Here is a 24,172-nt window from a genome sequence, read left to right on the forward strand (position 1 = left end):
CGTACGGCTGGCACACGGGGCCGGCGTACGGGCGGGCCGTACGAGCGGGCTCAGACCACGCGTGCGTTCACCACTGGACCATGTCCATGGAATGACCGTCGAGCCAGTCCGAGAACGTGGCCGAGCGGCCTTGGACCCTCATCGGGAGGAGCAGGTCGCAGGTGGCTCGGGCGTCGAACCACAGTTCACCGTGGTGGGGGCCGGTGACGACCAGCCAGGTGGAGAAGCCGCAGCCGTTCTCCTCGAGGCAGACGGCGCCCGCCGTCTTCATCTCCTGGAGGACCCCGCACTCGTCGTCCCAGGCCGCCCAGGCCTCCGCGTCCTCGCGCGGGGGCTCGCGGTCGCCCAGCTCGTCGTCGTAGCCGGCGTACGAGTCGGGATGCGGGAAGGGCACGGGCAGCAGGTCGTAGTTGGTGTCGGTGTCGCCGTACCAGCCCCAGCCCCGCGGCCCCTTGAAGAGGTGCTTCGCCTTGCCGCCGGCACTGTGCCGCAGCAGGTGGTCCCGGTACTCGACCGGAAAGGCGATGCCCAGATCCGCCTCGGCCTCACGCACCTCCGCCTCGGAGAGGGGCGGCGGGACGGACCCCGGGTGCTCCCGCCACCAGGGCGGCGGGTCTGTGTGACCGTGGCGGCGGCCTGACAGCAGGCGGCGGTACTCGGCGTTCCAGTCGGTGGTCATGGTGACCGAGAGCGTACCTTCTGGCCATGGCCTGGTTCCGGGTCGGCGAGTCCGACGAGGCGCACGCCTTCCGGGAGTTGCCGGATGCCGGACGCCGCGGCCGTCCGGCCTGGGCGGTGCGGAACCGGCGCGAGCGGGGCGACGTCCCTCCGGAAGTCCGCAAGATCGACTCCGACGGAGGACCGACGTGACCGGTACGGCAGCCCGCTATCTCTACCTCACCCGGCACGGGGAGGCATCGGCCGACGAGAGCGAGCTGACGGAGGCGGGCCGGCGGCAGGCGGTGCTGCTCGGGGAGCGGCTGCGCGGGGTCCCGCTGGCGGCGGTCCACCACGGGCCGCTCGCGCGGGCCGAGCAGAGCGCGCGGCTGGTGGGCGAACAGCTCGACGGCGTACCCGTGCGGTGCTCGGAGGCGGCCGGGGACTACATCCCGTACCTGCCGCTGCGTGACGAACTGCCGCCGGAGACGGCCGACGCCACGCTCCGGTCCCTGGCCGGGTTCCCGGCCGGGGAACGCGAGCAGGGGCCCGCGCTCGCGGCCGCGGCGGTCGCGGAGTTCACCGGGCCGGTCGCCGGTGACGAGCCGCGCCACGAGCTCGTCGTCACGCACAACTTCCTGGCCGGGTGGCTCGTCCGCGCCGCCCTCGACGCTCCGCCGTGGCGCTGGCTGGGCATCAACCATGCCAACGCGGCGCTGACCGTCATCCGCTACGCCCCCGGCCGCCCGCCGGCGCTCCTCCTCTTCAACGACACCGGCCACCTCCCCGCCGAGCTGCGCTGGACCGGCTTCCCGCCGGAACTGCACGTCTGAGAGATTGCTCCCGGGAGGCGGACAGTGGAGTTCGGGGTGGAGCTGCCGGGGTAGGGCGGCGCCCGTCGGTACGGCGGCCGGCGCCGCACCGGCGCCGGTCGAGGTGGAAGTCGCTCGCCTCGGTGTTCTTCGTCCGCTTCCTGTTGTCCTTGCCCGAGGATCCCGTAGAGGCCTTCGGGGCGCTGTTCGAGCCGTTCCAGAAGGCCTTCCGGCTGCCGAAACGGCGCCTCGCGGACCCGGCGATGCGGGGTGGCTGGGACAGTGACGCGGGGCGGCTCGTCCTGGCGGTGCACGCCGCGCACTTCCGCCGCCGCTACCGCCGCACGCCCTTCACCGCCCAGGCCCGTGCGGTGAGTTCGACCGAGCCGTCCGGCTCGCGGGGCACGGCTTCGGCCAGCGCGGTACGGACGCGGTCGCGGTCGCCCGGGGTGAGAGAGGCGACGTAGCCCGGGGCCGGGCCCTGGCCGGTCAGGAACGGGTCCCAGAGGTCGGCGAAGTCGGTGAAGACGGTGGGGACGTCGATCGGGACGGTCGTGACGCCGGCCAGGCCCGCCTCCGTCCACAGGCTGTGGAGTCGTTCGGGACGGCAGAGCGTCCCGAAGCGCCGGCCCTCGTCGAGGGCGACGGCCGCGGCCGGGTCGACGGTCGCGACCGCGTCCCAGAAGTGGCGCAGGAAGCCCATGCCGTCGGCGTAGTCCCAGACGTACGCGGCGACCGTGCCGCCGCCCGGGCGGACCGCGCGGACCAGCTCGGCGGCACCCGCGGCCGGATCCGGCAGGAAGTTCAGGGTCAGACCACAGACGGCCGCGTCCCAGGCGGCGTCGCGCACCGGGAGCGCCGTCGCGTCGGCCACGACGAAGGCGCCCCTGGCGGTGGACCCGCCGGCTGTGGACCCCCCGGCGGTGGTCTCCGGGTCGGCGGACTCGCCGGCGGTGGTCTCCTGGGCGGCGGACTCGCCGGCGGTGGTCTCCTGAGCGGCGGACTCGCCGGCGGCGAAGCTCGCGGCCGCGAGGTCCCCGGCGGTGGATTCCCCTGTCGTGCCGCCCCCGGCCGCGGGGGCCCCGGCGGTGGCGCGGGCCGCGCGGACGAAGGGCTCCGACAGCTCGAGGCCCAGGAGGACACGGGGGCGGCAGCGGTCCGCCACCGCGGCGGACAGTGCGCCGGTGCCGCAGCCCACGTCCAGCCAGCGCAGGCCCTCCGCCGGATCGAGCCACTCCGTGAAGCGGGCCGCGGCAAGCCGGCTCCAGCGGCCCATGTACCGCTCGTAGGCCGGACCGGACTCCCACGGGTCCTTCCCCGCGCTCTCCCACGGGTCCTTCCCCGCGTCCTGCGACGGGTCCTTCCCCGGGTCCTTCCCCGCGTTCTCCGACGGGTTCCCCGATGCGTTCTGCCCCGTGTCCATGGCGCCACCTCTCAGTCCAGCGTCTCCTCCTTCCCCGGCGTCAGCCAGCGCAGACGGCCGGCCAGGGCCGGGTCGGCGGCGAAGGCGGCGGTGATTCGGGCCGGGTCCTCCGCGAGGTGGGCCCATGAGTCGAAGTGCAGCGGGACCACGCGGCGGGCGCCGAGGGTCCGGGCGAGGGCGGCGCCCTCGGTGGCGGAGAGCGAAAAGGCGCGGTCGCCGGTGGACGGGAAGTGGGCGTCGCCGAAGTGGAGGAACGCCGTGTCCAGCGCGAAGCGGGCGCCGATCTCCGCCAGGGCGTCGTGGCGGACGGTGTCGCCGGAGACGTAGAGCGTGCCGCCGTCACCGGTCTCGACGACGAAGCCGGTGACCGGGCCCGTGGCCTGTTCGGTGCCCTCGGGGCCGTGGCGGGCCGGGGTCGCGGTGACGGTGATCGTCGTGGCGCCGACGGTGACGGTACGGCTCTCCCACGGCGCCAGGCCCTCGGCGGCGCCGCCGAGCCGGGCGGCGGCCTCCGGGGTGGTGAGGACGCGGCCGGCCCGGGCGAGGACCTCGCGGCCGGCGCGGTCCAGGTTGTCGAAGTGCTGGTCGTGCGAGAGCAGCACCAGGTCGACGGGCGGCAGCCGGTCGGCGCCGAGGGCCGGGCCCGCCGTGCGGCGGAGGGGCCGGGCCGCCGGGTAGTCGGCGGGGGCCTCGTCGAAGGCGGGGTCGGTGAGGACGGTCAGGTCACCGATGCGCAGGAGCACGGTGGCGGTGCCGATGTAGGTGGCGGTGACGGGGGCGGTGGCCGTGGCGGGGGTGGTGTCAGGCGTGGTGGGCATGGTCCGGCGCCTCCGGTTCGAGGGGTCGAAGGTTCGAGGGGTCGAGGGTGCGAGGGCGCGAAGGGTTCACGGCTCGCCTCGCCTGGACACCCCGAAACTAAACCGATCGGTTTAGTTCAGTCAACTACACGGTTCAGTCGGTAAGTTGAACCGATCGGTCCGGTCGTCCGTATACTCGCCCCATGGGCACCCAGGACGTCCTCGACGCGTACGGCATCCCCGTCATCCCCGACCCGGCGGACGCCGCCGCCCGCAAGCGCCGCTCGATCACCGACGCAGCGCTCGCCGAGTTCCTCGCCGAGGGGTACTCCGCGGCCTCGATGGACGCGATCACGCAGCGCTCCGGTGTCTCGAAGGCCACCATCTACAAGCACTTCGGCAGCAAGGAACGGCTCTTCCTCGCCGTCGTGGGCAACGTCCTCGCCCAGACCTACGCCGACGCCGGGCCCGCCGACTCCGCCCTCGCCGACATCGGCACCGCCGCCGACACGGGCCCCGAGACGGGCTTCGACACCGTCTCCGCCCGGCTGCGCGCCGCGCTCGTCCGCGTCACCACCGACTGGGCGCGGGTGCTGCTGCGGCCCGACATCATGGCGCTGCGCCGGCTGGTGATCGGCGAGATCGACCGCTTCCCGCAGCTCGGACAGCTCTGGTACCGGGTGACGTACGACCGCTGCAACCGGCCGCTCGTCGAGGCGCTCACCATGCTGCACGCCCGCGGCGTCCTCGACGTGCCCGACCCCGAGCTCGCCGTCCGCCAGCTCGTCGCCACGACCGTGGGGGTGCCGCAGCTCGTGCACACCTTCGCGCCCGGCACGGAGCCGGACGAGGACGAGCTCGCGCGGGTGACGGGCTCCGGCGTGGACCTGTTCCTGGCCGGATACGGGCGCACCTGACCGCGACGGCGGAATACGATCGGGCCGTCGGCGGCTGATCACAGCTGACGACGGCAACATCCTCAGTCGAAGGAGAGATTCCTCATGGCGCAGGTCGCGCTCAAGGGCAACCCCGTTACGGTCGACGGCATCCTGCCCGCCGCGGGCAGCCAGGCTCCCGCGTTCACCCTGGTCGGCGAGGGTCTCGCGGACAAGACGCTGAAGGACTTCGAGGGCAAGCGCAAGGTCCTCAACATCTTCCCGAGCGTGGACACGCCCACCTGTGCCGCGTCGGTGCGCGCCTTCAACGCGAAGGCCGCCGAGCTGGACAACACGGTGGTGCTCTGCATCTCCGCGGACCTGCCCTTCGCCCAGGCCCGCTTCTGCGGCGCCGAGGGCCTGGAGAACGTGCAGAACCTCTCCACCCTGCGCGGCCGCGAGTTCCACACCGACTACGGCGTCTCGATCGCCGACGGCCCGCTGGCCGGCCTGACCGCCCGCGCCGTCGTCGTCCTCGACGCGGACGACAAGGTCCTCCACACGGAGCTCGTCAACGAGATCTCCGAGGAGCCGAACTACGAGGCCGCCCTCGCCTCCCTGAAGTAGGCACCCCGGCGCCGCCCCGGCGCCATCCGGTGGCACCTCGCGCAATCGCGCGGCGAAGGCCCGCCCGGCAGCACCGTCGCCGGGCGGGCCTTCGCGTTCCCCGCGAACGGGCGCGCCCCGGCGCCGCCGCGCCTACGATCAGGGCATGCGACGCGACAGCGGCTCAGGCTTCCGGTCCGGCTTCCGGCCCGGCTCCAGGCGCGGCTCGGGCTCCGGCTCCTGCCTCTCCCTCTGGTCGAAGGACTCCTTCCTCTCCATCGGGTCGGTCGGGTCCTTCATGTCCATCGGCTCCGTCGGCTCCGCCTTCTCCATCGGGTCCGTCGGATCCTTCCTCGGCGTCGGTTCGCTGCTCTCGGCCCGCTCGGTGCTCGCCGTCATGTCCTGGCGTTCGACGTGCGCGGTCATGAGCTCGCGCAGCCGGCGACCGGGACGACAGCGACCACGTCCGTGACGGGGAAGTCGACCGTACGGCCCTGAACGGTCAGGGCCGGAGCGCCGCTGCCCCGGGTGAGCTCCCCGCACCACGTGCCCGTGGACGTCGTCACCGCGACGGCGGGGGCCGTCTCCGCGCTCACGCCCGTGTCCGTCTCCGGCGACGGCCCGCCGGCTGGAGCGTCAGCCGGCCGCGGGCGGCGGCCTGGACTACGTACAGGTCACCGGCGTCCGTGGACCCGGCGTCCTCGGCACCTCCGGCGCCCCGGTCCTCCCCCGCCTCACCCGCGTCGCTCATGGGCGCAGGGATGCCGACACCCTGGCCCGGCAGGCGGGGTGCCGCGCCGAGGGGGAGACTGAAGGGGTAGCGCGGCCGCCGGACAGGGGTGCCCTGAAGGAGTGACCATGGGCGGCACAGCTGTGGAGACCCTGCGCGAGCAGTTGCGGGGCGATGTGATCGGACCCGAGGACCCCGGATACGACGAGGCCCGGACGATCTACAACGCGATGATCGACCGTCGGCCCGCGGCCATCGCGCGGTGCGCCGACGTGACGGACGTGCGGGCGGCGGTGCGTTACGCCCGCGACAGCGGCATGGACCTGGCGGTACGCGGCGGCGGCCACAGCGGCGGCGGCCTGTGCATGGTCGACGACGCGCTGGTGGTCGACCTGTCGGACGGACTGCGCTGGGTACGGGTGGATCCCGAGTCCCGTACGGCCCTGGTGGGCGGCGGCGCTCAGCTCGGCGACCTGGACCACGAGGCACACGGCTACGGGCTCGCGACACCGGCCGGGGTCATGTCGACGACCGGGGTCGGCGGGCTCACGCTCGGCGGCGGACACGGGCATCTGACGCGCGCGTACGGGCTGACGATCGACAACCTCCTCGGCGCGGACGTGGTCCTCGCCGACGGTACGACCGTCACCGCCTCCGCCGAGGAGAACCCGGATCTCTTCTGGGCCCTGCGCGGCGGCGGCGGCAACTTCGGCATCGTCACGTCCTTCCGGTTCGCCCTGCACCCGGTGGACAACGTCGGGCTCGGCGTCACGCTGTGGGAACCGGAGCACATCGGTGAGGTCCTGCGCTGGTACCGGGACTTCCTGCCGGCGGCCGGCGAGGACCTGAACGGCTTCTTCGCGACGCTGGTGGTGGCGCCAGGGCCGCCGTTCCCGGAGGAGATCCACCGCAAGAAGATGTGCGGCGTGGTGTGGTGCTCCACGGGGGCGACGGACGAGGAGAGCCTGACGAAGACCTTCGCGCCCGTCGCCGAACCCGCCCGGCCCGCCTTCCACTTCGCGACGCCGATGCCGTACCCGGCGGTCCAGGCGATGTTCGACGAGCTGATCCCGAAGGGCCTCCAGTGGTACTGGCGCGGTGACTTCTTCGACACGATCACGGAGGGTGCGATCGACGTGCACCGCACCTTCCTGGAGAACATCCCGAGCGACCTGTCGACGATGCACCTCTACCCCGTCGACGCCGCCGCCCACCGCCTCGGCCCGATGGACACCGCGTGGGCCTACCGCGACGCGGTCTGGTCGGGCGTGATCGGCGGGATCAGCCCGGACCCGGCCGACGCGGACGCGATCCGCGGCTGGGCCGTCGACTACTGGGACGCCCTCCACCCGCACTCGATGGGCGGCGCCTACGTCAACTTCCTCGGTCAGGACGAGGGCGGCGAACGGGTCCGGTCGACGTACCGGGGCCACTACGACCGGCTGGCGGAGGTGAAGAGCACGTACGACCCGGACAACGTCTTCCACCACAACCAGAACATCCGGCCGGCGAAGAGCTAGCCTTCGCCGCCGCCCCGGGCCTCCGGTATATACTCTGAGCTCTCAGATATACGACCATGCTGGAGGCCCCGTGTCCAAGACCCTGGTCGACCTCGACGACGAGATGCTCGCCTTCGCACAGCGACAACTCGGCACCAAGACCAAGCGCGACACCATCAACCGGGCGCTGGCCATAGCGGCGGCGATCAGCGCGGAGGACCGCGCCCGGGCGCTCCGGTGGCTCCAGGACAATGCCGAGGACTTCCTCGACTTCGAGTTCCTGGAGGAGCAGGAGCGGTCCGGCCGATGAACTACCTCGCCGACACCTCGGCGGTATGGCGCATTCTGCGTCGCCAGGTCGGCACACCATGGCCCGAGCGGGTCGCGCGGGGACAGGTCTCCCTGTGCCCTCCCGTCGAGGCCGAGCTGATGTGCGGCCTCCGCTCCGACCGCGACCACGAGCCCTTCGTCACGATGCTGAACCAGACCTTCGCCTGGGTTCCCGCCATGGACGACCCCTGGCCGGAGATCATCGCGGTCCAACGTGACCTGGTGCGGATCGGCCATCATCGCGGCCCGTCCCCCATGGACATTCTGATCGCGTTGACAGCACGACAGCACCGGATGACCCTCATCCACGTCGACGACCACTTCGGCTCCATCGCCAAGGTGCGCCCGGACGTCTCCATGTGCCGGCTCGACACCCTCTGACGCCTTAGCGCACCAGCCGCACCGCCAGCACCACGATCAGCGTGCTGGACACCAGGGTCGTGGCCAGGCGGCCCCGGGTGCCCGTCAGGGCGCGGCCGAGGAGGGTGCCGCCGGTGGCGAGGAGGAGTTGCCAGCTCGCGGAGGCAGCCAGGGCAGCGAGGACGTAGACGGTGCGCTCGGCGCCGGAGGACGGCGCGTCGGGGCCGGTGGCCAGGACGAGCGCGGCGAAGTAGATCACCGTCATCGGGTTGAGGACCGTGATGCCCAGGAAGGTGAGGTAGGCGCGGCCCGGGCCGGGCCCGGCGGCGCCGTCGTCGCGGGAGGCGAGCTCGCCTCCGCGGTAGGCCCGCACGGCCGTCGCCGCCGCCCGGACCGCCAGGACCACCAGGACCACGGCGGAGACCCAGCGCAGGGGGGTCGTCACGGGGGCGAGGAGCGGGACGAGGACCGAGCCGCCCGCGACCGCGAGGAGGGCGTAGACGCCGTCCGCGGTGGCGACGCCGAGCGCCGCGGCGGCGCCCGTTCGCCAGTCGGTCCGGGCGGTTACGGCGACCAGATAGGCGCCGACCGCGCCGACGGGGATCGCGATGCCGTAGCCGGCCAGCAGGCCGGCCACCGCCGCGGCGATCACGCGACGGCGGGGGTCGCTCCTGCGGGGACGCCGGGCTGTCGCTGGTAGGCCGAGCCGTCCTTGGTACGGGCGAGCTGCCCGCCGACGACCAGGTGGCGGCGCAGGGCCGGGAAGTCCTCGTGCACGGTCTTCAGGGCCTCGTTGACCTCGCGCTCGGTGTAGACGCGGGCCGGCTCGAAGAGGGTGGCGGCGAGGTGGTCGAGAAGGGCGGCCCTGCGGGCGGGCCGGCGCGGGATCGCCTTCAGACGCCCGTCGGCGGCGAACAGATCGACGGGGACGGCGGGCGCGGCGCCTTCGGCAGCGGAGGCGGGCGCCGCGGAGGCGGGCGCCGCGGAGGCGGCGTGGTCGGCAGTCATGCGGTGCAGACTGGACCGGCCCCTACCGCTCCCGCAAAGGGTTTATCGCGCGGTCCTACTTGAGGATCACGTTCACCGCCTCCTCGACCCTCGGCGCGGCCTGTGACATGCCCTCCTCCTGGAAGATCGGCGCCGCCTTCTCCGCGAACGCCATGAAGTCCGCCTCCGACTCCCAGAAGTCGACCACCCGCCACCCGCCCGTCCCGTCGGGCCCGGCCGCGTGCGCGAGGAACCCCTTGGCCGGCCACCACGGCGCGCTGGTGATCTTCTCGGTGGTCCGCTCGTAGACCTCCCGGGTGCCGCCGGGGATCTCGACGGTGACGATGACGGCCATGGTGGTGCTCCCGTACGCGTGGGGTGAGGGTCCCGACCAGCACACCAGCCGGTCCCCCGCCCCGCACGACAGCGGCACCCGAACGGGCTGTGTCCATCTCCCTCGCCTAGGTGGTCCGCGGCCCGGGCTTGCGGTTGTACGGGTGGTGGTGGTGGGCGCAGGTGCAGCGGCGGACCAGCAGAATCCCCCCGCCGTGCGGTAAAGGCGCGTCCTCCGTCTGTCGACATTCGCGGTGCAGGTCCTCGTAGCCCGGACACTGGGCAAGTCTGCACTCGGCGGACATGATCGCCTTCATGAGAAGATCCTGCCTCTGCTGACCGAGTTCAGAGCACGTGTGCGCCGCCTCATGGCCGTGAGCCGTTCCTCGTCCGTGGCCGGGCGGACGTGAGCGGGGTCGGCGTCCCACTCGCGTCCGCCGGTCACAGGGCGGAGTCGTGTCGCCGGGCCGACGTGGCCCATGACATAGCCCAGCTTGTCGAGTTGGGTGTCGACGACCAGCGCCCCTTCAGGCGGTTCTTCGACGGCCGTCATTCCTCGGCTCCATGCCGAAGCGCCTGGGCCAGGCGGACGGCCACGTCCGCGCGGACCCGGCCCAGCTCGACGAGCCGCAGTTCGGGGGATGCAAGGTCAACCCGCAGGGACGGCAGGACGATCCCGACCCCGCCGAGCGCTGCTCTCAGGGACTCCACCGCCGAGTACGCATTGTCGTCCCACAGCTCCTTCGTCGTCATGAACGTGAATCTATGCGTGGGCAGTTGACCGCCTATATGCTGTTTTCTCGATTTTTCTCGACGGGCGCCAGAGATTGCTCACGTTTTCTCCTGAGAGGTGCCCGATCCTGTGGTGCCGGACCGGAGCCCCGGACATGCTGTTGGATCAACACCCCTGAAGGGAGAGCGTCCATGGCCCGTCAGCTGCGCTTCACCGGCACAGACAGCAAGATCGACGGCTGCCCCGCCCTGCACACGGACGAGGGCACCGGCGAGATCATCGTGCAGGGAACCCCAGTCACCGACCCGGAGGACCTCGCACAGCTCCAGCACCTGGGGCCGGACGAAATGGCGGTGGCCGTGCCGCGCGAACTACTGGTGAACTGGGGACCGAAGGAGATGGAGCGGGTGCCGGAGCTTGTCGACCGGGACACCTTTCGGCGTCTCTTCGAGACCTTCAAGCACACGGCCTGGCGACTTGAGACGCGTCGCGGTTACGCGTCGGACCGACAGGACCCCGACTTCCAGGCGTTCCTGACCACCGGCTCGTCGCCTTGCGACCCCAATGAGCCCTGGTTCGTCAACATCCGGACCCAGACGGAAGCCGGTAAGACGGTCGGTCGTGTTCGCCTCGCCGACAAGCCGCCCACCACTGAGCAGCTCTTCCTGCTCGACTACGCCCGTCACAACGCAGCAGTCGGTGAGGACATCCGCTACCTGTGGCGTGAGGACGCCGACCGGGCCGCTCTGCCCGCCGAGGATTTCTGGATCTTCGACTCCCGGGTGGTGGCGCTGCTGCACTTCGACGACGAAGACAACCTGCTCAACGTCGAGCTGATCACGGAACCCGCCGAGGTCGTGTGGTACTGCGCCGTGCGGGACGCGGCCATGCACGGCGCGGTGCCGTACGACCGGTTCGCCGCCCAGGTGGCCTCGACCGAATAGCACGGTGATCGGTGAGCACTGACTATCAGCAGGCACGGGCGGCGCTGGGCACGCGGCTGCGCGAACTCCGCTTGTCGTGCCCCGGTGGTCGGCTCACCGGCCGACAGCTCGCGCAGCGGCTCGGCTGGCAGGGCTCCAAAGTCAGCAAGTTGGAGAACGGAAGGCAGACGGCCACACCCGAGGACCTTCGGGCTTGGGCCGACGCGACCGGGCAGCCGGACGTGTATCCCGAACTCGCCGGACGCCTGGCTGGGTTCGAGTCCCACACCAGGTCCTGGCGGAGGGCTCTGGCCAACGGCTTCAAGCCGCTGCACGAGAGCCTGAGCACGGAGATCAACCGCGCCTCGGAGATATGGGTCTGGGAAGAGGCGGTGATCGCCGGACTGCTGCAGACTCCCGAGTACGCGCGCTACGTCATCCAGCGCTACGCGGACTTGCTGGGAGTCTCCGGAAACATTGAGGACGCCGTACGCGCCCGGGTGCAGCGGCAGGGGTGGCTGTACCAGCCCGGCCGCAAGATGCGCGTGCTGATGTGGGAGGCCGCGTTGCGTTCCCTGATCTGCCCGCCCTCCGTACTGGTCGCCCAGCTCGACCGCCTCGCCGGACTGATCGGCATGGACACGGTCGAGCTGGGGATCATCCCGTTCACAGCCCCCGTGAAGATCGTGCCCGCCAACGGCTTCTGGATCCTGGACGACCGCCTGGTCGTCGCGGAGGACTGGCACGCAGAGCTGTGGTTGGACGACGCCGACAACGTCACCCTGTACAGGAAGGTCTGGAAGACCCTCCGGGAGTCGGCGGTGTACGAGGCAGAAGCCCAGAACATCATCAATTCGGCGAGGCGCGCTCTGAACCCGCGTTGATAGTGACACCTTCTGATCGGCCTCTCACCCACCAGAGGCACATTCACCTTTCGCGTTCATCTCATCACTCTCCGTGCGGTACGGTTCACGCAAAACGGCCCTCGCGATGGTTCGCACCCATCGGCGAGGGCCTCGACCAGCTAGTGGAAGACGACTCCACCGTGATCTACCGCAACTTTATCGCGCCCTCGCATGGCTTCACCCAGTTCTCGCACGAGCTCATCCGGCATCCGCGGCTCAACTCCGATGCCGTACGCCTCCTGACCTGGCAGCTTTCCCTTCCCGAGGGAGCCCGTGAATCGCTGTCCCGAACGGCCGAACGCGCCCGGATCGGGGCATGCGCGTTCACCCGGGCGAAGCGGCAGCTGAAGGAAGAGGGGTTCGTCCACGAGCGGCGGATGCAGGTAGCCGGAGGACGGTGGGTGACCCAACAGCTCCTCTCCAACCGGCCGTTGAACGAGGCCGAAGCCGCCAAGCTGCTCGGCGGGATGCCCATGTCCGTGGCCGCACCCGCACACGTACACGCACCCGCACCCGCACCCGCACCCGCACCGAGTCCTCGGATTCCGGCCGTCGGTGAACCGGCACCCCCGCCAACCGACGGTCATCCAAAGAAAGACCGTGACGAAGACACCTCCAACCCTCCGCCTGAGCCGGCTCCGGAAACGGAACCGGGCGACGAAGCCCGCGTCCTCCTCACCGCCTTACCTCTCCTCTCCCCCGCCCTCCGGAACATCCCGCCCGGCATGCGCGACGAGCTCGCCCGGCTCGTCGCGCGGTGGCTGGCCGCCGGGCACACGCCCGACGACGTGCGCCGGCACATCCTGCGCGGCCTGCCCGGCCCCCGGACTCCCCTGCACCGGCCCGGCGGCCTGCTGCGCTACCTGCTGCGCGAGGTCCCGCCCGTCGTCGCACGGCCCGCGCCCCGGCTGGCGGGAACGCGGGAGTGCGAGGGCGATCACGTCCAGGGGATGCTCTTCCGGCCTGTCGCCGACGAGACCTTGTGCGGTGCCTGCTCGGCCGCCGAGCGGCCGGCTACCGCCCCAGCCGGTAGCTGATCTGCTTCACCAGCTCCTTCAGGTCCGGCGCCCGCAGCAGGCTGTAGTGGTCCGCGGCCAGCTCCACCACCGTCGGCGGCCGCGTCGACCAGCCGGTCGTCCGCTCCAGGAAGGAGTAGTCGTCGCCCTGCGCCTTGAAGATGGTGACCGGGCAGGCCACCTGGCGCTGCGTCAGTTCCTCGAAGGTGTAGGTGAAGTCGAAGGTCTTCTCGACGATCGCGATGATCCGGGCGACCAGGTCCGGGTCCAGTGCCGGGAAGCGCTCCGTCACGTACGTCGCGAACGACTCCGCGTCCGTCGCCGGGACGTCTTCGAGGGCGCCCGCGAAGACCGAGTACAGGATCCGGGTGAAGGCGGGGTTGTCGTACGTCGCGCCGCCGGCCGCCGACTCGGCGCGCACCTTCGGCGAGCCCGGCGCGATCAGGAACAGGTGCTCCACCTGCTCCCCCGCCGCCTCCAGCAGGTGTGCGGACTCGAAGGCGACGCGGGCGCCGAAGGAGTAGCCCCACAGGGTGTACGGGCCGGCGGGCTGGCGCTTGCGGATGGCCGCCACGTCGGCCGCGGCCATCTCGCGGATGGTGTCGTACGGCGTCTCGCCGCGGTTGATGCCGTGCGCCTGGACGCCGTAGAACGGGCGGTCGACGTCCGCCTCCTCCGCCAGGAAGCGCAGGTTCATGGTGTAGCCGCCCAGGCCCGGCCAGCAGTAGACGGGCGAGCGGTCGCCGCGCGCGTGCAGCCGGACCAGGCGCGAGGCGGGCGTCGCGGCGGCGCCGTCGACGCGGTGGGCCAGCTTCTCGATCGTCGGGGCCTCGAAGAGGATCTGGAGGGGGAGGCGCGCGTCGGGGAACCCGCGGTTGATCTTGGTGATGAGCGCGACCGCGATGAGCGAGTTGCCGCCGGACTCGAAGAAGTCGTCCTGGACGGAGACGGCCCCGACCTCCTCGTACCCGAGGGCTGCCGCCCAGAGCTCCGCCAGCCGCCGCTCGGTGGCCGTGCGCGGCAGGACGTGCGGGCGGCCGTGCAGACCGGCGTTGACGACGGCGAGGTCGGCGAGCGCCTTGGTGTCGACCTTGCCGTTGGCGGACAGCGGCAGCCGGTCCAGGACCACGACCCGGTTGGGGATCATGTAGTCGGGCAGGTGGTGGACGAGGTCGTCGCGGATCATCTCCGCGGGGCCCTTCATGTGGACGGTGTCCTCGTACATGCCCTCGCCGAGTCGCTGTTCCTCGCTCACCCGGCCGCCGACGAAGAAGTACGAGGGGCCCGTCGGGCGCCCGGCCGCGGTCAGGATCTCGTCCATGCGGCGCGCGGCGGGCAGCGGGTTGCCGGACATGGAGCTGTAGCCGGAGGACATGAACCCCAGTCCGTGCCCACCGAGTTGGAGACGCTGCAGGGCGCGTCCCAGGTCGATGTACGCGCGCCAGGACTCCGCCGTGCGGCTGATCGCCGTGATGCCGAGCGAGGCCCGCTCGTACACGGCCTGGTTGATGGCGATCACGTGCTTCTTCTCGACCAGGGCGTCCGACATGCGGACCAGCTCGCCGCCGCGGTAGGCGTACTGTCCCCCGGGCAGGTCGGCGATCCGGTCCGGGTGGGCCTGGACGTAGAACTCGACCTCCGGTTCCGTCACCGACCCCTCGTCGTACGGGACGAGTTCGAACCACCCGGGGTCCACCGGCCGGATGTCCAGGCCCAGGCCCGGCAGGACCTCCTCGAACAGCCCGACCATGTGGCCCGTCTCGATCTCCAGGACCTCGCGGATGTTGTTCTTGTAGACCGGCTCGATCGCCTCCCGCTTGCCGCGGAAGGCGAGGCGGACGCCCGGCTCTCCCCCGGCCGTGCCCGCCGTCCCCGGCTCCGTGAGGTGCAGCTGGTGGTGCACCGGGTGGTAGTAGTACGTGCCGGGTTCCAGGCCCGCGACGCCGCGCAGCTCCACGTACAGCTGGGTCGCGTAGAGCGCGCCCGGCGAGGCGTAGCCGTACTTCGGGAGCAGGCGCTCCTCGCTGAGGAACTGGCCGAACCAGCGCAGGATCTCGCCCAGGTCGCCGGCGGTCAGACTGCCGACCGCGCGGGAGCCGATGGCCTCGGGGCGACGGGACAGGGCGGCCAGGACGTCGGCGCGGGTCACCGGGCCGCCGTCGTAGAAGCGGTAGGTCTTGCGGGCGAAGACGGTGCGGCGCATCTGTTCGGTGGGCGTGCGGCCGGGCAGCTCGACGACGGGGCGGCCGGCCAGTTCGGCGGCGTCGAGGGTGCCCGCGTTGGACAGCTGGGCCTTGACCTGGAGCTTGGACTCCTTGGACTGGTGGTGGGCGCCGTGGTTGCCCTGGTCCATCAGGGCGGCTTCCTTCGGGGACAGCTCGACGCAGGCGACCAGGTTCTGGAAGCCGGTGCGGGGCTCGTCCTTGACGATGACGGCGGCGTTCTTGACCCAGTCGTGGTTCTCGATGGCCAGCGCGATCTCGTCCAGCTCGACGCGGAAGCCGCGCAACTTGATCTGGTTGTCCGCGCGGCCCGCGAAGTGCACGGTGCCGTCCTCGTCGATCGTGGCCAGGTCCCCGGTGCGGTAGAGGCGCTCGCCGTCCTCGGCGACGACGAACCTCTCGGCCGTGAGCTCGGGCCGGTCCAGGTACCCCCGCGCGACCTGGACCCCGCCGACGCACAGCTCGCCGTCGCGTATGCGGAAGGTGGTGTCGTACGCGGGTCTGCCGATGGGTATCGCGGCCGGGCCGTCGGCGACGCGGGTCCGGTCGACGGTGTGCGAGGAGGCGTTGATGGTGCACTCGGTGGGGCCGTACAGGTTGATCAGCTCGGCCTCGGGCAGCTCGGCGAGGAGCCGGCCGGCCAGGTTGCGGGAGAGGATCTCGCCGCCCGAGTAGACCCGGCGCAGGCTGGTGCAGGTGCCGAGGCGCTCGGTGTCGACGAGGGCCTGGAGCAGGGTCGGCACGCACTGGAGCATGGTGGCGCCGTGCCGCCGCACGGTGTCGATCAGGCCCTCGGGGTCGCGGTAGACGCCGGGCGGGCCGACGGCGACGCGGGCGCCGACGGCCGGGGCGAGGATCTCCCACTGGGCGGCGTCGAAGCTCATCGGCGTCTTCTGGACGACGGTCTCGCCGGGGCCGAGCCGGTGTTCGCCGGCCATCCAGCGCATCTGGGCGACGATCGAGCGGTGCTCGACCATCACGCCCTTGGGCCTGCCGGTGGAGCCGGAGGTGTAGATGACGTACGCGAGCTGCTCCGGGCTCGGCGCGGGGTCGACGACCGGCCGCTGGTCGCCGCCGGTGCGCCAGGCGTGCTGCACGGCGTCCTTGAGGGTGACCACGGTGGTGCCGGGCGGTGCGAGCTCGGCGACGCGCTCGCGGAAGCGTTCCTGGGTGAAGACGACCCGGGCGCCGCTGTCCTCGATCATGTAGCGCAGCCGCTCCTCGGGGTACTCCGGGGAGAGCGGCACGTACGCACCGCCGGACAGCACCACGCCCCACGCGCCGATCACCAGTTCGAGTGCGGGTTCGACGTGGACGCCGACCCGGTCGTCGGGGGCGACGCCGAGGGTGCGGAGGTACGTGGCGAGGACGGCGGCGCCCTCGTGGAGCTCCCGGAAGGACAGGGTGTCGTCCTCGAAGACGACGGCGGTCTCGTCGGGCCGCGCTTCGGCCTGTGTGCGGAGGAGCCGGTCGAGCGTGGGCATAGGGGTCCTCTTCGTGGGTGAAAGGGGCGGGCCCCGGTCCCTGAGGACCGGGGCCCGCCGCCCTCAGCGGTAGATGAGTAGTTCCTGCTCCGTCGCACCCGTCAGTTCGTAGCGGGTGCGGACCAGCGGCCGGCCCGAGTAGATGCGGATCAGGGTGGCCGCGTCACCGTGGAAGCGGGCCGGGGCGCGGCCCTCGATCTCGTTGCCGAGATCGACCTCGCCGGCCCGGTCCGCGAGGACGCCGACCAGGCGGGGGGTCTCCCGCCGGCGGCTGGTGACGGAGAGCAGCGGCAGGGCCAGGTCGAGGGCTTCGCCGCAGTACGCGCCGGGTGCTCCGAAGGCCTCCCGCACGTCTCCGGCGTGCACCCACTCGCCGAGCGCGACCGCGTCGAGCCGGCCGTCCTCGTGCCCGGCGATGACCGGCCCGGCCTCGGTGAAACCGCGCTCCAGCTCGTCGAGGACCCGCTCGAGCGGCCAGTCCTCGCGTTCGGCCACGTCACAGGCGTTGGCCTCGGGCAGGAACACGCCCTCCTCCAGCCGCCCTTCGACGATCCGCACGAGCGCCGCGCCGCAGTGGGCGATCACCTGCCGGACCGTCCAGCCGGGGCACGCGGTGCGGAGCTCGTACGCCTCCTCGGGCGTACGCCGCAGCAGCGGCATCAGCAGGTCCCGCTCCGTCTTCAGGAGCCGGTCCGGCAGCCAGGGGTCGCGTACGTCGTGTCTGCAGTCGGTACACATACGGCCTCAGTAGCGGTAGTGGTCCGGCTTGTACGGGCCCTCCACCGGGACGCCGATGTACTCGGCCTGCTCCGGACGGAGGGTCGTGAGCCTGACGCCGAGGGCGTCGAGGTGGAGGCGGGCGACCTTCTCGTCCAGGTGCTTCGGCAGCGTGTACACGCCCACCGGGTACTCGGCGGTCTTCGTGAACAGCTCGATCTGGGCCAGGGTCTGGTCCGCGAAGGAGTTCGACATCACGAAGGACGGGTGACCGGTCGCGTTGCCCAGGTTGAGCAGCCGGCCCTCGGACAGCACGATGACGACCTTGCCGTCCGGGAAGGTCCAGGTGTGGACCTGCGGCTTGACCTCGTCCTTGACGATGCCCGGGATCCTGGCCAGGCCGGCCATGTCGATCTCGTTGTCGAAGTGGCCGATGTTGCCGACGATGGCCTGGTGCTTCATGCGGGCGATGTCGGACGCCATGATGATGTCCTTGTTGCCCGTGGTGGTGATGAAGATGTCGGCGGTCTCGACGACGTCTTCCAGGGTGGCGACCTGGTAGCCGTCCATGGCGGCCTGGAGCGCGCAGATCGGGTCGATCTCGGTGACGATCACGCGGGCGCCCTGGCCGCGGAGGGACTCCGCCGAGCCCTTGCCGACGTCGCCGTAGCCGCAGACGACGGCGGTCTTGCCGCCGATGAGGACGTCGGTGGCACGGTTGATGCCGTCGATCAGCGAGTGGCGGCAGCCGTACTTGTTGTCGAACTTCGACTTCGTCACGGCGTCGTTCACGTTGATCGCCGGGAAGAGCAGGGCGCCGTCGCGGTGCATCTCGTACAGGCGGTGGACACCGGTGGTGGTCTCCTCGGTCACGCCCTTGATGCCGGCCGCCAGCGTCCCCCAGTCCAGCGTGCTGTTCTCCAACAGGGAGCGTACGACGGCCAGTTCCTCGTTCTCGGCCTCCGGCAGCCGGCCGGTCTTCTGGTACTCCACACCCTTGTGGACGAGGAGGGTGGCGTCGCCGCCGTCGTCGAGGATCATGTTCGGGCCTTCGCCGCCGGGCCAGGTCAGCGCCTGCTCCGTGCACCACCAGTACTCCTCCAGGGTCTCGCCCTTCCAGGCGAAGACCGGGATGCCGGCCGCGGCGATCGCGGCGGCCGCGTGGTCCTGGGTCGAGTAGATGTTGCAGGAGACCCAGCGGACCCGGGCGCCGAGGGCGACGAGGGTCTCGATGAGGACGGCGGTCTGCACGGTCATGTGCAGCGAGCCGGTGATCCGGGCGCCGGCCAGCGGCTGGGCCTCCGCGTACTCCTCGCGGATCGCCATCAGGCCCGGCATCTCGTGCTCGGCGAGGGTGATCTCCTTGCGGCCGAACTCCGCGAGACCGATGTCGGCGACCTTGAAGTCGGTGAATCCGGGGTCCGTGAACTCAGACACGTGCGAGGCTCCTTGAGGCTTGGATCGATCGGTGGATTTCGAGTGCGGCCGTCGACTTGTTGAGCGTGATGTAGTGCAGCCCCGGCGCGCCCTCGGCGAGCAGCCGCTCGCCCATGGCGGTCGCGTACTCGACACCGGTCCGGTACGCGGCGGCCGGGTCGTCCTTCGCCGCCTCCAGGCGGTGCGCCAGGTCCTCGGGGAAGGCCGCGTCCGACAGCTCGGCGAAGCGGCGGATCTGCCGGACGTCGGTGGCGGGCATGATCTCCGGGATGATCGGGGTGTCGCAGCCGGCCGCGGCGACCCGGTCGCGCAGCCGCAGGTAGTCCTCCGGGTCGAAGAACATCTGGGTGATCGCGTAGTCGGCGCCCGCCCGGCACTTGGCGACGAAGTGCGCGAGGTCGCTCTCCGGGCCCGCCGAGCGCGGGTGGCCCTCAGGGAAGGCCGCCACGCCGATCCGGAACTCGCCCAACGACCGTACGAGCTCGACGAGTTCGTACGCGTACGTGAAGCCGTCCGGGTGCGGCTCCCAGGCGCCGCGCGGGTCGCCCGGAGGGTCGCCGCGCAGGACGAGGACGTCCCTCACGCCGGCGTCCGCGTACGCGCCGATGATCGCGCGCAGCTCGGCGACCGAGTGGCCGACGGCGGTCAGGTGCGCCACCGGCCGCAGTGTCGTCTCCGTCACGATGCGCTTCGTCACGTCGATCGTCCGGTCGCGGGACGAGCCGCCCGCGCCGTACGTCACGGAGACGAAGTCCGGCGCGAGCGCCTCCACGCGCCGGATCGCGTCCCACAGGGTCCGCTCGCCCTTGTCGGTCTTCGGCGGGAAGAACTCGAACGAGAAGGTGGGGGGCGTGGGGTTCACAGGCGTCGGCCTCCCGCGTTGAAGTAGGTCGCCTCGGGGTGGTGGACGACGAAGGCGTCGGTGGACTGCTCGGGGTGCAGCTGGTACTCCTCCGACAGCTCCACGCCGATGCGTGCGGGGTCGAGGAGGGCGGCGATCTTGGCGCGGTCCTCCAGGTCGGGGCAGGCGGGGTAGCCCAGCGAGTAGCGGCAGCCCTGGTACTCGGTGCGGAACATGGCGGCCATCGACGCCGGGTCGGCCCCGGCGATGCCCCACTCCGCGCGGACGCGGGAGTGCCAGTACTCGGCCAGGGCCTCGGCCAGCTGGACGGACAGGCCGTGGAGTTCGAGGTAGTCGCGGTAGGAGTCGGCGGCGAACAGTCTGGCCGTCTCCTCGCCGATCCTCGACCCGACGGTGACGACCTGGAGCGCGACCACGTCGACCTCGCCGGAGTCCTCGGCGCGGAAGTAGTCGGCCAGGCAGAGACGGCGGCCCCGCTGCTGACGGGGGAAGGAGAAGCGGGTCCGCTCGCCCCCGTCCTCGTCCAGGACGATCAGGTCCTCGCCCTTGGACACGCAGGGGAAGTAGCCGTAGACCACCGCCGCTTCGAGGAGCTGCTCGGTCTGCAGCCGGTCCAGCCAGCCCCGCAGCCGCGGCCGGCCCTCCGACCCGATCGTCTCCCGGTCCTTCAGACCCCACTGCCCCTTGAACAGCGCGCCCTCGTCCAGCCAGCTCGCGTACTCCGCCAGCTGGATGCCCTTGACGACCCTGGTCCCGAGGAAGGGGGGCTCGGGTACGGGGTTGTCGGCGGCCACGTCGGAGCGGCCGGCGGGCTCGGGCTCCCGCACCTCGTCGAGGAGCGGGGCCGGGATCTCCCGCCTGGGCACACGCCGCTGCTTGAGCTCGGGGAGGGTCGCGCCCGGCACTCCGCGCTTGACCGCCATGAGGGCGTCCATGAGCCTGAGGCCCTCGAAGGCGTCCCGGGCGTAGCGGACCTCGCCCTGGTAGATCCCGTGCAGGTCCTGCTCGACGTACGCCCTGGTCAGCGCCGCACCGCCCAGGATCACCGGATACTTCGCGGCCAGCCCGCGGCCGTTCAGCTCCTCCAGGTTCTCCTTCATGATCACGGTCGACTTCACCAGGAGCCCCGACATCCCGATCACGTCCGCACGGTGCTCCTCCGCGGCCTCCAGGATCGCCGACACCGGCTGCTTGATCCCGATGTTGACCACGTTGTAGCCGTTGTTGGACAGGATGATGTCGACGAGGTTCTTGCCGATGTCATGGACGTCGCCGCGCACGGTGGCGAGCACGATCGTGCCCTTGCCCTCGGCGTCGGACTTCTCCATGTGCGGCTCCAGGTACGCCACCGCGGTCTTCATCACCTCGGCCGACTGCAGCACGAACGGCAGCTGCATCCGACCCGAGCCGAACAGCTCACCGACCGTCTTCATGCCGTCCAGCAGCACGTCGTTGACGATCTCCAGAGCCGGACGCTCCGCGAGCGCCGCGTCCAGGTCGGCCTCCAGGCCGTTCTTCTCGCCGTCGACGATCCGCCGCTTGAGCCGCTCCTCCAGCGGAAGCGCGAGCAGCTCCTCCGCCTTGCCGGCCTTCAGGGACTTCGCCGTCGCGCCCTCGAAGAGCTCGAGGAGCCTCTGCAGGGGGTCGTAACCCTCCCGGCGCCGGTCGTAGACGAGGTCCAGCGCGACCTCGACCTGCTCCGGCTCCAGTCGCGCGATCGGCAGGATCTTCGACGCGTGGACGATCGCCGAGTCCAGGCCCGCCTTCACGCACTCGTCCAGGAACACCGAGTTCAGGACGATCCGGGCCGCCGGGTTCAGACCGAAGGAGATGTTCGACAGGCCCAGGGTCGTCTGCACGTCCGGGTGGCGCCGCTTCAGCTCGCGGATCGCCTCGATCGTGGCGACGCCGTCGCCCCGCGACTCCTCCTGGCCCGTACAGATGGTGAAGGTCAGGGTGTCGATGAGGATGTCCGACTCCCGGATCCCCCAGTTCCCCGTGAGGTCGGCGATCAGCCGCTCGGCGATCTCGACCTTCTTCTCCGCCGTCCGGGCCTGGCCCTCCTCGTCGATCGTCAGCGCCATCAGCGCCGCTCCGTGCTCCCGTGCCAGCGCTGTGACCTGCGCGAACCGCGACTCGGGCCCGTCACCGTCCTCGTAGTTGACCGAGTTGAGCACCGCACGGCCGCCCAGCTTCTCCAGACCGGCCCGCAGCACACCCACCTCGGTGGAGTCCAGGACGATCGGCAGCGTGGACGCCGTCGCGAAGCGGCCGGCGAGCTCCGCCATGTCGGCGGCGCCGTCCCGGCCCACGTAGTCCACGCACAGGTCCAGCATGTGCGCGCCCTCGCGGATCTGGTCCCGCGCCATCTCGACGCAGTCGTCCCAGCGCCCGTCGAGCATGGCCTCGCGGAACTTCTTCGAGCCGTTGGCGTTGGTCCGCTCGCCGATCGCCAGGTACGAGGTGTCCTGGCGGAACGGCACATGGCTGTACAGGGAGGCGGCGCCCGGCTCCGCCTCCGGCACCCGGGCCGGCACGGCCGCGCCGCGCACCCGGTCCACGATCTCCCGCAGGTGCTCGGGTGTGGTGCCGCAACAGCCGCCGACCAGGGCGGGGCCGTAGTCCCGTACGAACGCCTCCTGGGCGTCCGCCAGCTCGACCGGCGTCAGCGGGTAGTGCGCGCCGTCCGAGGTGAGCACCGGCAGGCCCGCGTTGGGCATGACGGAGACGGGGACACGGGCGTGCCGGGACAGGTAGCGCAGGTGCTCGGCCATCTCGGCCGGGCCCGTCGCGCAGTTCAGGCCGATCATGTCGATGCCGAGCGGTTCCAGGGCGGTCAGCGCCGCCCCGATCTCCGAGCCGAGCAGCATCGTGCCGGTCGTCTCGACCGTCACCTGCACGATCAGCGGCAGGTCGAGCCCGAGGTGCTCCAGGGCGCGGCGGGCGCCGATGACGGCCGCCTTCGTCTGGAGCAGGTCCTGCGAGGTCTCGATCAGCAGGGCGTCGGCGCCGCCGACGACCAGGCCCTCGGCGTTGCGCTGGTAGGCGTCGCGCAGCGGCTCGTACGTGACGTGCCCGAGGGTGGGGAGCTTGGTGCCGGGGCCCATGGAGCCGAGCACCCAGCGGGGCCGGCCGTCGGTGGCGGTGTGGGCGTCGGCGACGCCGCGCGCGATGCGGGCGCCGGCCTCGGACAGTTCGTGGACGCGGTCCTCGATGCCGTACTCGGCGAGGGCGGCCAGGTTCGCGCCGAAGGTGTTGGTCTCCACGCAGTCGACGCCGACGGAGAAGTAGGCGTCGTGGACGGAGGCGACGATGTCGGGCCGGGTGAGGTTGAGGATCTCGTTGCAGCCCTCCAGGTCCTGGAAGTCGTCCATGGTCGGGTCCGCGGCCTGGAGCATGGTGCCCATCGCCCCGTCGGCCACCACGACCCGGGTGGCGAACTCCTCGCGCAGGGAACGCCGTACGGTGCTCACGTCAGCCCCCTCAGATGGTTGAGCAGTTCGGCGGTGCAGCCCACGCCGTACGTCGTCCTGATCCGGTCCAGGAGCGGGTCGCGGTGCAGCCGGTACTCCTGGGTGCCGACGTAGTCGAGGACGGTCGCGGCGACCGCGCAGCCCAGCTGGGCCGCGCACCGCTCGGGCACGCCCCACAGCGTTCCGGCGAGGAATCCCGCCCGGAAGGCGTCGCCGACGCCGGTCGGGTCGACCACGCCCGCGACCGGCACCGCGGGCACGGCGAGCGGGGCCCGGCCCTCGCCGCGGATCCGCACGCCGGCCTCGCCGTGCGTGGTGATCCAGGTGCCGACGCGGCGCAGCACCTCCGCCTCGCTCCAGCCGGTCTTCTCCAGGAGCAGGGCGGTCTCGTACTCGTTGGTGAACAGGAAGCGGGCCCCGTCCACCAGCTCCCGAACCTGTCCGCCGTCGAGCCGCGCCAGCTGCTGCGACGGGTCGGCGGCGAAGGGGACCTGGAGCTCGCGGCAGGTACGGGCGTGCCGCAGCATGGCCTCCGGGTCGTCCGGCGACACCAGGACGAGGTCGAGCCGCCCCGTCCGGGCGAGGACCTCCCGCAGGTCGATCTCCCGGGCCTCCGCCATCGCCCCGGCGTAGAAGGTGGCGATCTGGTTCTGGGCCCGGTCGGTGGTGCAGACGAACCGGGCGGTGTGGAGCGACTCGCTGACGCGCACCGAGTCGGTGTCCACACCGTGGTCCTTCAGCCAGATCCGGTACGGCTCGAAGTCGGCGCCGACCGCGCCCACGAGGACGGGGCGCAGGCCGAGCACGCCGAGTCCGAAGGCGATGTTCGCTGCCACTCCGCCGCGCCTGACCTCCAGGTCGTCGGCGAGGAACGACAGGGAGACCTTGTCGAGCCGGTCGGCGATCAGCTGTTCGCTGAACCAGCCGGGGAAGGTCATCAGATGGTCGGTCGCGATGGATCCGGTGACAGCGATGCGCATGTCGACTCCCT

At 71.6% G+C, this 24,172-nt stretch carries 26 protein-coding genes; 10 read left to right on the top strand and 16 right to left on the bottom strand.

Annotated elements, in window-relative coordinates; all coding sequences use genetic code 11:
- Positions 1–67: 67 nt before the first annotated feature.
- The gene (locus tag ACFY8W_RS11960; protein ID WP_391103368.1) at positions 68–679 is read right to left on the bottom strand and encodes an SMI1/KNR4 family protein; all 612 of its coding nucleotides are present in this window, start codon (positions 677–679) and stop codon (positions 68–70) included.
- Positions 680–705: 26 nt separating this feature from the next.
- Between ACFY8W_RS11960 and ACFY8W_RS11965 the strand changes: the two genes are divergently transcribed.
- Together ACFY8W_RS11965 and ACFY8W_RS11970 are read left to right on the top strand one after the other, a co-directional pair.
- A complete protein-coding gene (locus ACFY8W_RS11965) occupies positions 706–870 on the top strand; it encodes a hypothetical protein (RefSeq protein WP_391103370.1) in 165 nt (54 codons plus the stop codon).
- Positions 867–1,490 carry a histidine phosphatase family protein gene (locus ACFY8W_RS11970; protein ID WP_391103373.1) on the top strand — a complete coding sequence of 208 codons (624 nt, stop codon included), beginning with the start codon at positions 867–869 and terminating at the stop codon, positions 1,488–1,490. The genes ACFY8W_RS11965 and ACFY8W_RS11970 overlap by 4 nt, the downstream gene beginning before the upstream one ends.
- Positions 1,491–1,803: 313 nt before the next feature.
- Here ACFY8W_RS11970 and ACFY8W_RS11975 read toward each other — a convergent pair whose 3' ends face one another.
- Both ACFY8W_RS11975 and ACFY8W_RS11980 read right to left on the bottom strand, forming a co-directional pair.
- Entirely contained in the window at positions 1,804–2,892 is a 1,089-nt protein-coding gene (locus tag ACFY8W_RS11975; protein WP_391103376.1) for a methyltransferase domain-containing protein, read from the bottom strand.
- An 11-nt stretch (positions 2,893–2,903) separates the two neighbouring features.
- Positions 2,904–3,710, bottom strand: coding sequence for an MBL fold metallo-hydrolase (locus ACFY8W_RS11980; RefSeq protein WP_391103378.1), 807 nt, complete (start codon positions 3,708–3,710; stop codon positions 2,904–2,906).
- 182 nt (positions 3,711–3,892) lie between these two features.
- Here ACFY8W_RS11980 and ACFY8W_RS11985 point away from each other — a divergent pair, with 182 nt between their 5' ends.
- Both ACFY8W_RS11985 and tpx read left to right on the top strand, forming a co-directional pair.
- Positions 3,893–4,606: a TetR/AcrR family transcriptional regulator C-terminal domain-containing protein gene (locus ACFY8W_RS11985; protein ID WP_391103380.1), complete on the top strand. Its 714-nt coding sequence runs from the start codon at positions 3,893–3,895 to the stop codon at positions 4,604–4,606.
- Positions 4,607–4,690: 84 nt separating this feature from the next.
- Positions 4,691–5,191, top strand: a complete 501-nt coding sequence (tpx, locus tag ACFY8W_RS11990; RefSeq protein ID WP_391103383.1) for a thiol peroxidase — start codon at positions 4,691–4,693, stop codon at positions 5,189–5,191.
- 138 nt (positions 5,192–5,329) lie between these two features.
- Here tpx and ACFY8W_RS11995 read toward each other — a convergent pair whose 3' ends face one another.
- Together ACFY8W_RS11995 and ACFY8W_RS12000 are read right to left on the bottom strand one after the other, a co-directional pair.
- Positions 5,330–5,596 (bottom strand): hypothetical protein, encoded by a 267-nt coding sequence (locus ACFY8W_RS11995; RefSeq protein ID WP_391103385.1) that lies wholly within the window; start codon positions 5,594–5,596, stop codon positions 5,330–5,332.
- A complete protein-coding gene (locus ACFY8W_RS12000; protein ID WP_391103387.1) occupies positions 5,593–5,766 on the bottom strand; it encodes a hypothetical protein in 174 nt (57 codons plus the stop codon). Before ACFY8W_RS12000 ends, ACFY8W_RS11995 begins: the two co-directional genes overlap by 4 nt.
- 262 nt (positions 5,767–6,028) lie before the next feature.
- Here ACFY8W_RS12000 and ACFY8W_RS12005 point away from each other — a divergent pair, with 262 nt between their 5' ends.
- From ACFY8W_RS12005 to ACFY8W_RS12015, 3 genes are all read left to right on the top strand, one after another.
- On the top strand, positions 6,029–7,420 hold the full coding sequence (locus ACFY8W_RS12005) for an FAD-binding protein (protein ID WP_391103389.1): 1,392 nt from the start codon (positions 6,029–6,031) through the stop codon (positions 7,418–7,420).
- Between the two features lie 70 nt (positions 7,421–7,490).
- Positions 7,491–7,709 (top strand): type II toxin-antitoxin system VapB family antitoxin, encoded by a 219-nt coding sequence (locus tag ACFY8W_RS12010; RefSeq protein ID WP_391103392.1) that lies wholly within the window; start codon positions 7,491–7,493, stop codon positions 7,707–7,709.
- Positions 7,706–8,110, top strand: coding sequence for a PIN domain-containing protein (locus tag ACFY8W_RS12015; RefSeq protein ID WP_391103394.1), 405 nt, complete (start codon positions 7,706–7,708; stop codon positions 8,108–8,110). Before ACFY8W_RS12010 ends, ACFY8W_RS12015 begins: the two co-directional genes overlap by 4 nt.
- Before the next feature lie 4 nt (positions 8,111–8,114).
- On the opposite strand, the gene ACFY8W_RS12020 is transcribed toward ACFY8W_RS12015, so the two are convergent.
- The 5 genes from ACFY8W_RS12020 to ACFY8W_RS12040 all read right to left on the bottom strand — a co-directional run bounded on the left by ACFY8W_RS12020 (position 8,115) and on the right by ACFY8W_RS12040 (position 10,162).
- Positions 8,115–8,741 carry a LysE family transporter gene (locus tag ACFY8W_RS12020; protein WP_391103397.1) on the bottom strand — a complete coding sequence of 209 codons (627 nt, stop codon included), beginning with the start codon at positions 8,739–8,741 and terminating at the stop codon, positions 8,115–8,117.
- Entirely contained in the window at positions 8,738–9,097 is a 360-nt protein-coding gene (locus ACFY8W_RS12025) for a DUF2087 domain-containing protein (protein WP_391103400.1), read from the bottom strand. Before ACFY8W_RS12025 ends, ACFY8W_RS12020 begins: the two co-directional genes overlap by 4 nt.
- A gap of 55 nt (positions 9,098–9,152) precedes the next feature.
- Complete coding sequence (locus ACFY8W_RS12030) at positions 9,153–9,431, bottom strand: hypothetical protein (protein WP_391103402.1); 279 nt, start codon at positions 9,429–9,431, stop codon at positions 9,153–9,155.
- A gap of 291 nt (positions 9,432–9,722) precedes the next feature.
- Positions 9,723–9,962: a hypothetical protein gene (locus tag ACFY8W_RS12035; RefSeq protein ID WP_391103405.1), complete on the bottom strand. Its 240-nt coding sequence runs from the start codon at positions 9,960–9,962 to the stop codon at positions 9,723–9,725.
- The gene (locus ACFY8W_RS12040; protein ID WP_391103408.1) at positions 9,959–10,162 is read right to left on the bottom strand and encodes a hypothetical protein; all 204 of its coding nucleotides are present in this window, start codon (positions 10,160–10,162) and stop codon (positions 9,959–9,961) included. Before ACFY8W_RS12040 ends, ACFY8W_RS12035 begins: the two co-directional genes overlap by 4 nt.
- 171 nt (positions 10,163–10,333) lie before the next feature.
- Between ACFY8W_RS12040 and ACFY8W_RS12045 the strand changes: the two genes are divergently transcribed.
- The 3 genes from ACFY8W_RS12045 (at position 10,334) to ACFY8W_RS12055 (ending at position 13,007) form a co-directional block, all read left to right on the top strand.
- Positions 10,334–11,086, top strand: a complete 753-nt coding sequence (locus ACFY8W_RS12045) for a DUF6879 family protein (protein WP_391103411.1) — start codon at positions 10,334–10,336, stop codon at positions 11,084–11,086.
- 11 nt (positions 11,087–11,097) lie between these two features.
- Positions 11,098–11,949, top strand: coding sequence for a Scr1 family TA system antitoxin-like transcriptional regulator (locus tag ACFY8W_RS12050; RefSeq protein ID WP_391103413.1), 852 nt, complete (start codon positions 11,098–11,100; stop codon positions 11,947–11,949).
- Between the two features lie 161 nt (positions 11,950–12,110).
- A complete protein-coding gene (locus ACFY8W_RS12055; protein ID WP_391103415.1) occupies positions 12,111–13,007 on the top strand; it encodes a hypothetical protein in 897 nt (298 codons plus the stop codon).
- Here ACFY8W_RS12055 and ACFY8W_RS12060 read toward each other — a convergent pair.
- The 6 genes from ACFY8W_RS12060 to ACFY8W_RS12085 all read right to left on the bottom strand — a co-directional run bounded on the left by ACFY8W_RS12060 (position 12,985) and on the right by ACFY8W_RS12085 (position 24,161).
- Complete coding sequence (locus ACFY8W_RS12060; protein WP_391103418.1) at positions 12,985–16,692, bottom strand: amino acid adenylation domain-containing protein; 3,708 nt, start codon at positions 16,690–16,692, stop codon at positions 12,985–12,987. The two genes, ACFY8W_RS12055 and ACFY8W_RS12060, sit on opposite strands and share 23 nt — an antisense overlap.
- A 63-nt stretch (positions 16,693–16,755) precedes the next feature.
- Positions 16,756–17,430, bottom strand: a complete 675-nt coding sequence (locus tag ACFY8W_RS12065; protein ID WP_391103420.1) for a maleylpyruvate isomerase family mycothiol-dependent enzyme — start codon at positions 17,428–17,430, stop codon at positions 16,756–16,758.
- A 6-nt stretch (positions 17,431–17,436) separates the two neighbouring features.
- Complete coding sequence (gene ahcY / locus ACFY8W_RS12070; RefSeq protein ID WP_391103422.1) at positions 17,437–18,846, bottom strand: adenosylhomocysteinase; 1,410 nt, start codon at positions 18,844–18,846, stop codon at positions 17,437–17,439.
- Positions 18,839–19,708: a methylenetetrahydrofolate reductase [NAD(P)H] gene (metF, locus tag ACFY8W_RS12075; protein ID WP_391103424.1), complete on the bottom strand. Its 870-nt coding sequence runs from the start codon at positions 19,706–19,708 to the stop codon at positions 18,839–18,841. The genes ahcY and metF overlap by 8 nt, the downstream gene beginning before the upstream one ends.
- A complete protein-coding gene (gene metH, locus ACFY8W_RS12080) occupies positions 19,705–23,181 on the bottom strand; it encodes a methionine synthase (protein ID WP_391103426.1) in 3,477 nt (1,158 codons plus the stop codon). The genes metF and metH overlap by 4 nt, the downstream gene beginning before the upstream one ends.
- The gene (locus ACFY8W_RS12085; protein ID WP_391103429.1) at positions 23,178–24,161 is read right to left on the bottom strand and encodes a PfkB family carbohydrate kinase; all 984 of its coding nucleotides are present in this window, start codon (positions 24,159–24,161) and stop codon (positions 23,178–23,180) included. Before ACFY8W_RS12085 ends, metH begins: the two co-directional genes overlap by 4 nt.
- Between the last annotated feature and the right edge of the window lie 11 nt (positions 24,162–24,172).

Source organism: Streptomyces sp. NPDC012637, from assembly GCF_042954805.1.
Taxonomy (GTDB): Bacteria; Actinomycetota; Actinomycetes; order Streptomycetales; family Streptomycetaceae; genus Streptomyces.

Excerpts from the sequence above, each read along its gene's own strand:
- ACFY8W_RS11960 (WP_391103368.1), bottom strand. The coding sequence starts at position 679 with ATGACCACCGACTGGAACGCCGAGTACCGCCGCCTGCTGTCAGGCCGC.
- ACFY8W_RS11965 (WP_391103370.1), top strand. The coding sequence starts at position 706 with ATGGCCTGGTTCCGGGTCGGCGAGTCCGACGAGGCGCACGCCTTCCGG.
- ACFY8W_RS11975 (WP_391103376.1), bottom strand. The coding sequence starts at position 2,892 with ATGGACACGGGGCAGAACGCATCGGGGAACCCGTCGGAGAACGCGGGG.
- ACFY8W_RS11980 (WP_391103378.1), bottom strand. The coding sequence starts at position 3,710 with ATGCCCACCACGCCTGACACCACCCCCGCCACGGCCACCGCCCCCGTC.
- ACFY8W_RS11985 (WP_391103380.1), top strand. The coding sequence starts at position 3,893 with ATGGGCACCCAGGACGTCCTCGACGCGTACGGCATCCCCGTCATCCCC.
- tpx (WP_391103383.1), top strand. The coding sequence starts at position 4,691 with ATGGCGCAGGTCGCGCTCAAGGGCAACCCCGTTACGGTCGACGGCATC.
- ACFY8W_RS11995 (WP_391103385.1), bottom strand. The coding sequence starts at position 5,596 with ATGACCGCGCACGTCGAACGCCAGGACATGACGGCGAGCACCGAGCGG.
- ACFY8W_RS12005 (WP_391103389.1), top strand. The coding sequence starts at position 6,029 with ATGGGCGGCACAGCTGTGGAGACCCTGCGCGAGCAGTTGCGGGGCGAT.
- ACFY8W_RS12015 (WP_391103394.1), top strand. The coding sequence starts at position 7,706 with ATGAACTACCTCGCCGACACCTCGGCGGTATGGCGCATTCTGCGTCGC.
- ACFY8W_RS12025 (WP_391103400.1), bottom strand. The coding sequence starts at position 9,097 with ATGACTGCCGACCACGCCGCCTCCGCGGCGCCCGCCTCCGCGGCGCCC.
- ACFY8W_RS12030 (WP_391103402.1), bottom strand. The coding sequence starts at position 9,431 with ATGGCCGTCATCGTCACCGTCGAGATCCCCGGCGGCACCCGGGAGGTC.
- ACFY8W_RS12035 (WP_391103405.1), bottom strand. The coding sequence starts at position 9,962 with ATGACGGCCGTCGAAGAACCGCCTGAAGGGGCGCTGGTCGTCGACACC.
- ACFY8W_RS12040 (WP_391103408.1), bottom strand. The coding sequence starts at position 10,162 with ATGACGACGAAGGAGCTGTGGGACGACAATGCGTACTCGGCGGTGGAG.
- ACFY8W_RS12045 (WP_391103411.1), top strand. The coding sequence starts at position 10,334 with ATGGCCCGTCAGCTGCGCTTCACCGGCACAGACAGCAAGATCGACGGC.
- ACFY8W_RS12060 (WP_391103418.1), bottom strand. The coding sequence starts at position 16,692 with ATGCCCACGCTCGACCGGCTCCTCCGCACACAGGCCGAAGCGCGGCCC.
- ACFY8W_RS12065 (WP_391103420.1), bottom strand. The coding sequence starts at position 17,430 with ATGTGTACCGACTGCAGACACGACGTACGCGACCCCTGGCTGCCGGAC.
- ACFY8W_RS12085 (WP_391103429.1), bottom strand. The coding sequence starts at position 24,161 with ATGCGCATCGCTGTCACCGGATCCATCGCGACCGACCATCTGATGACC.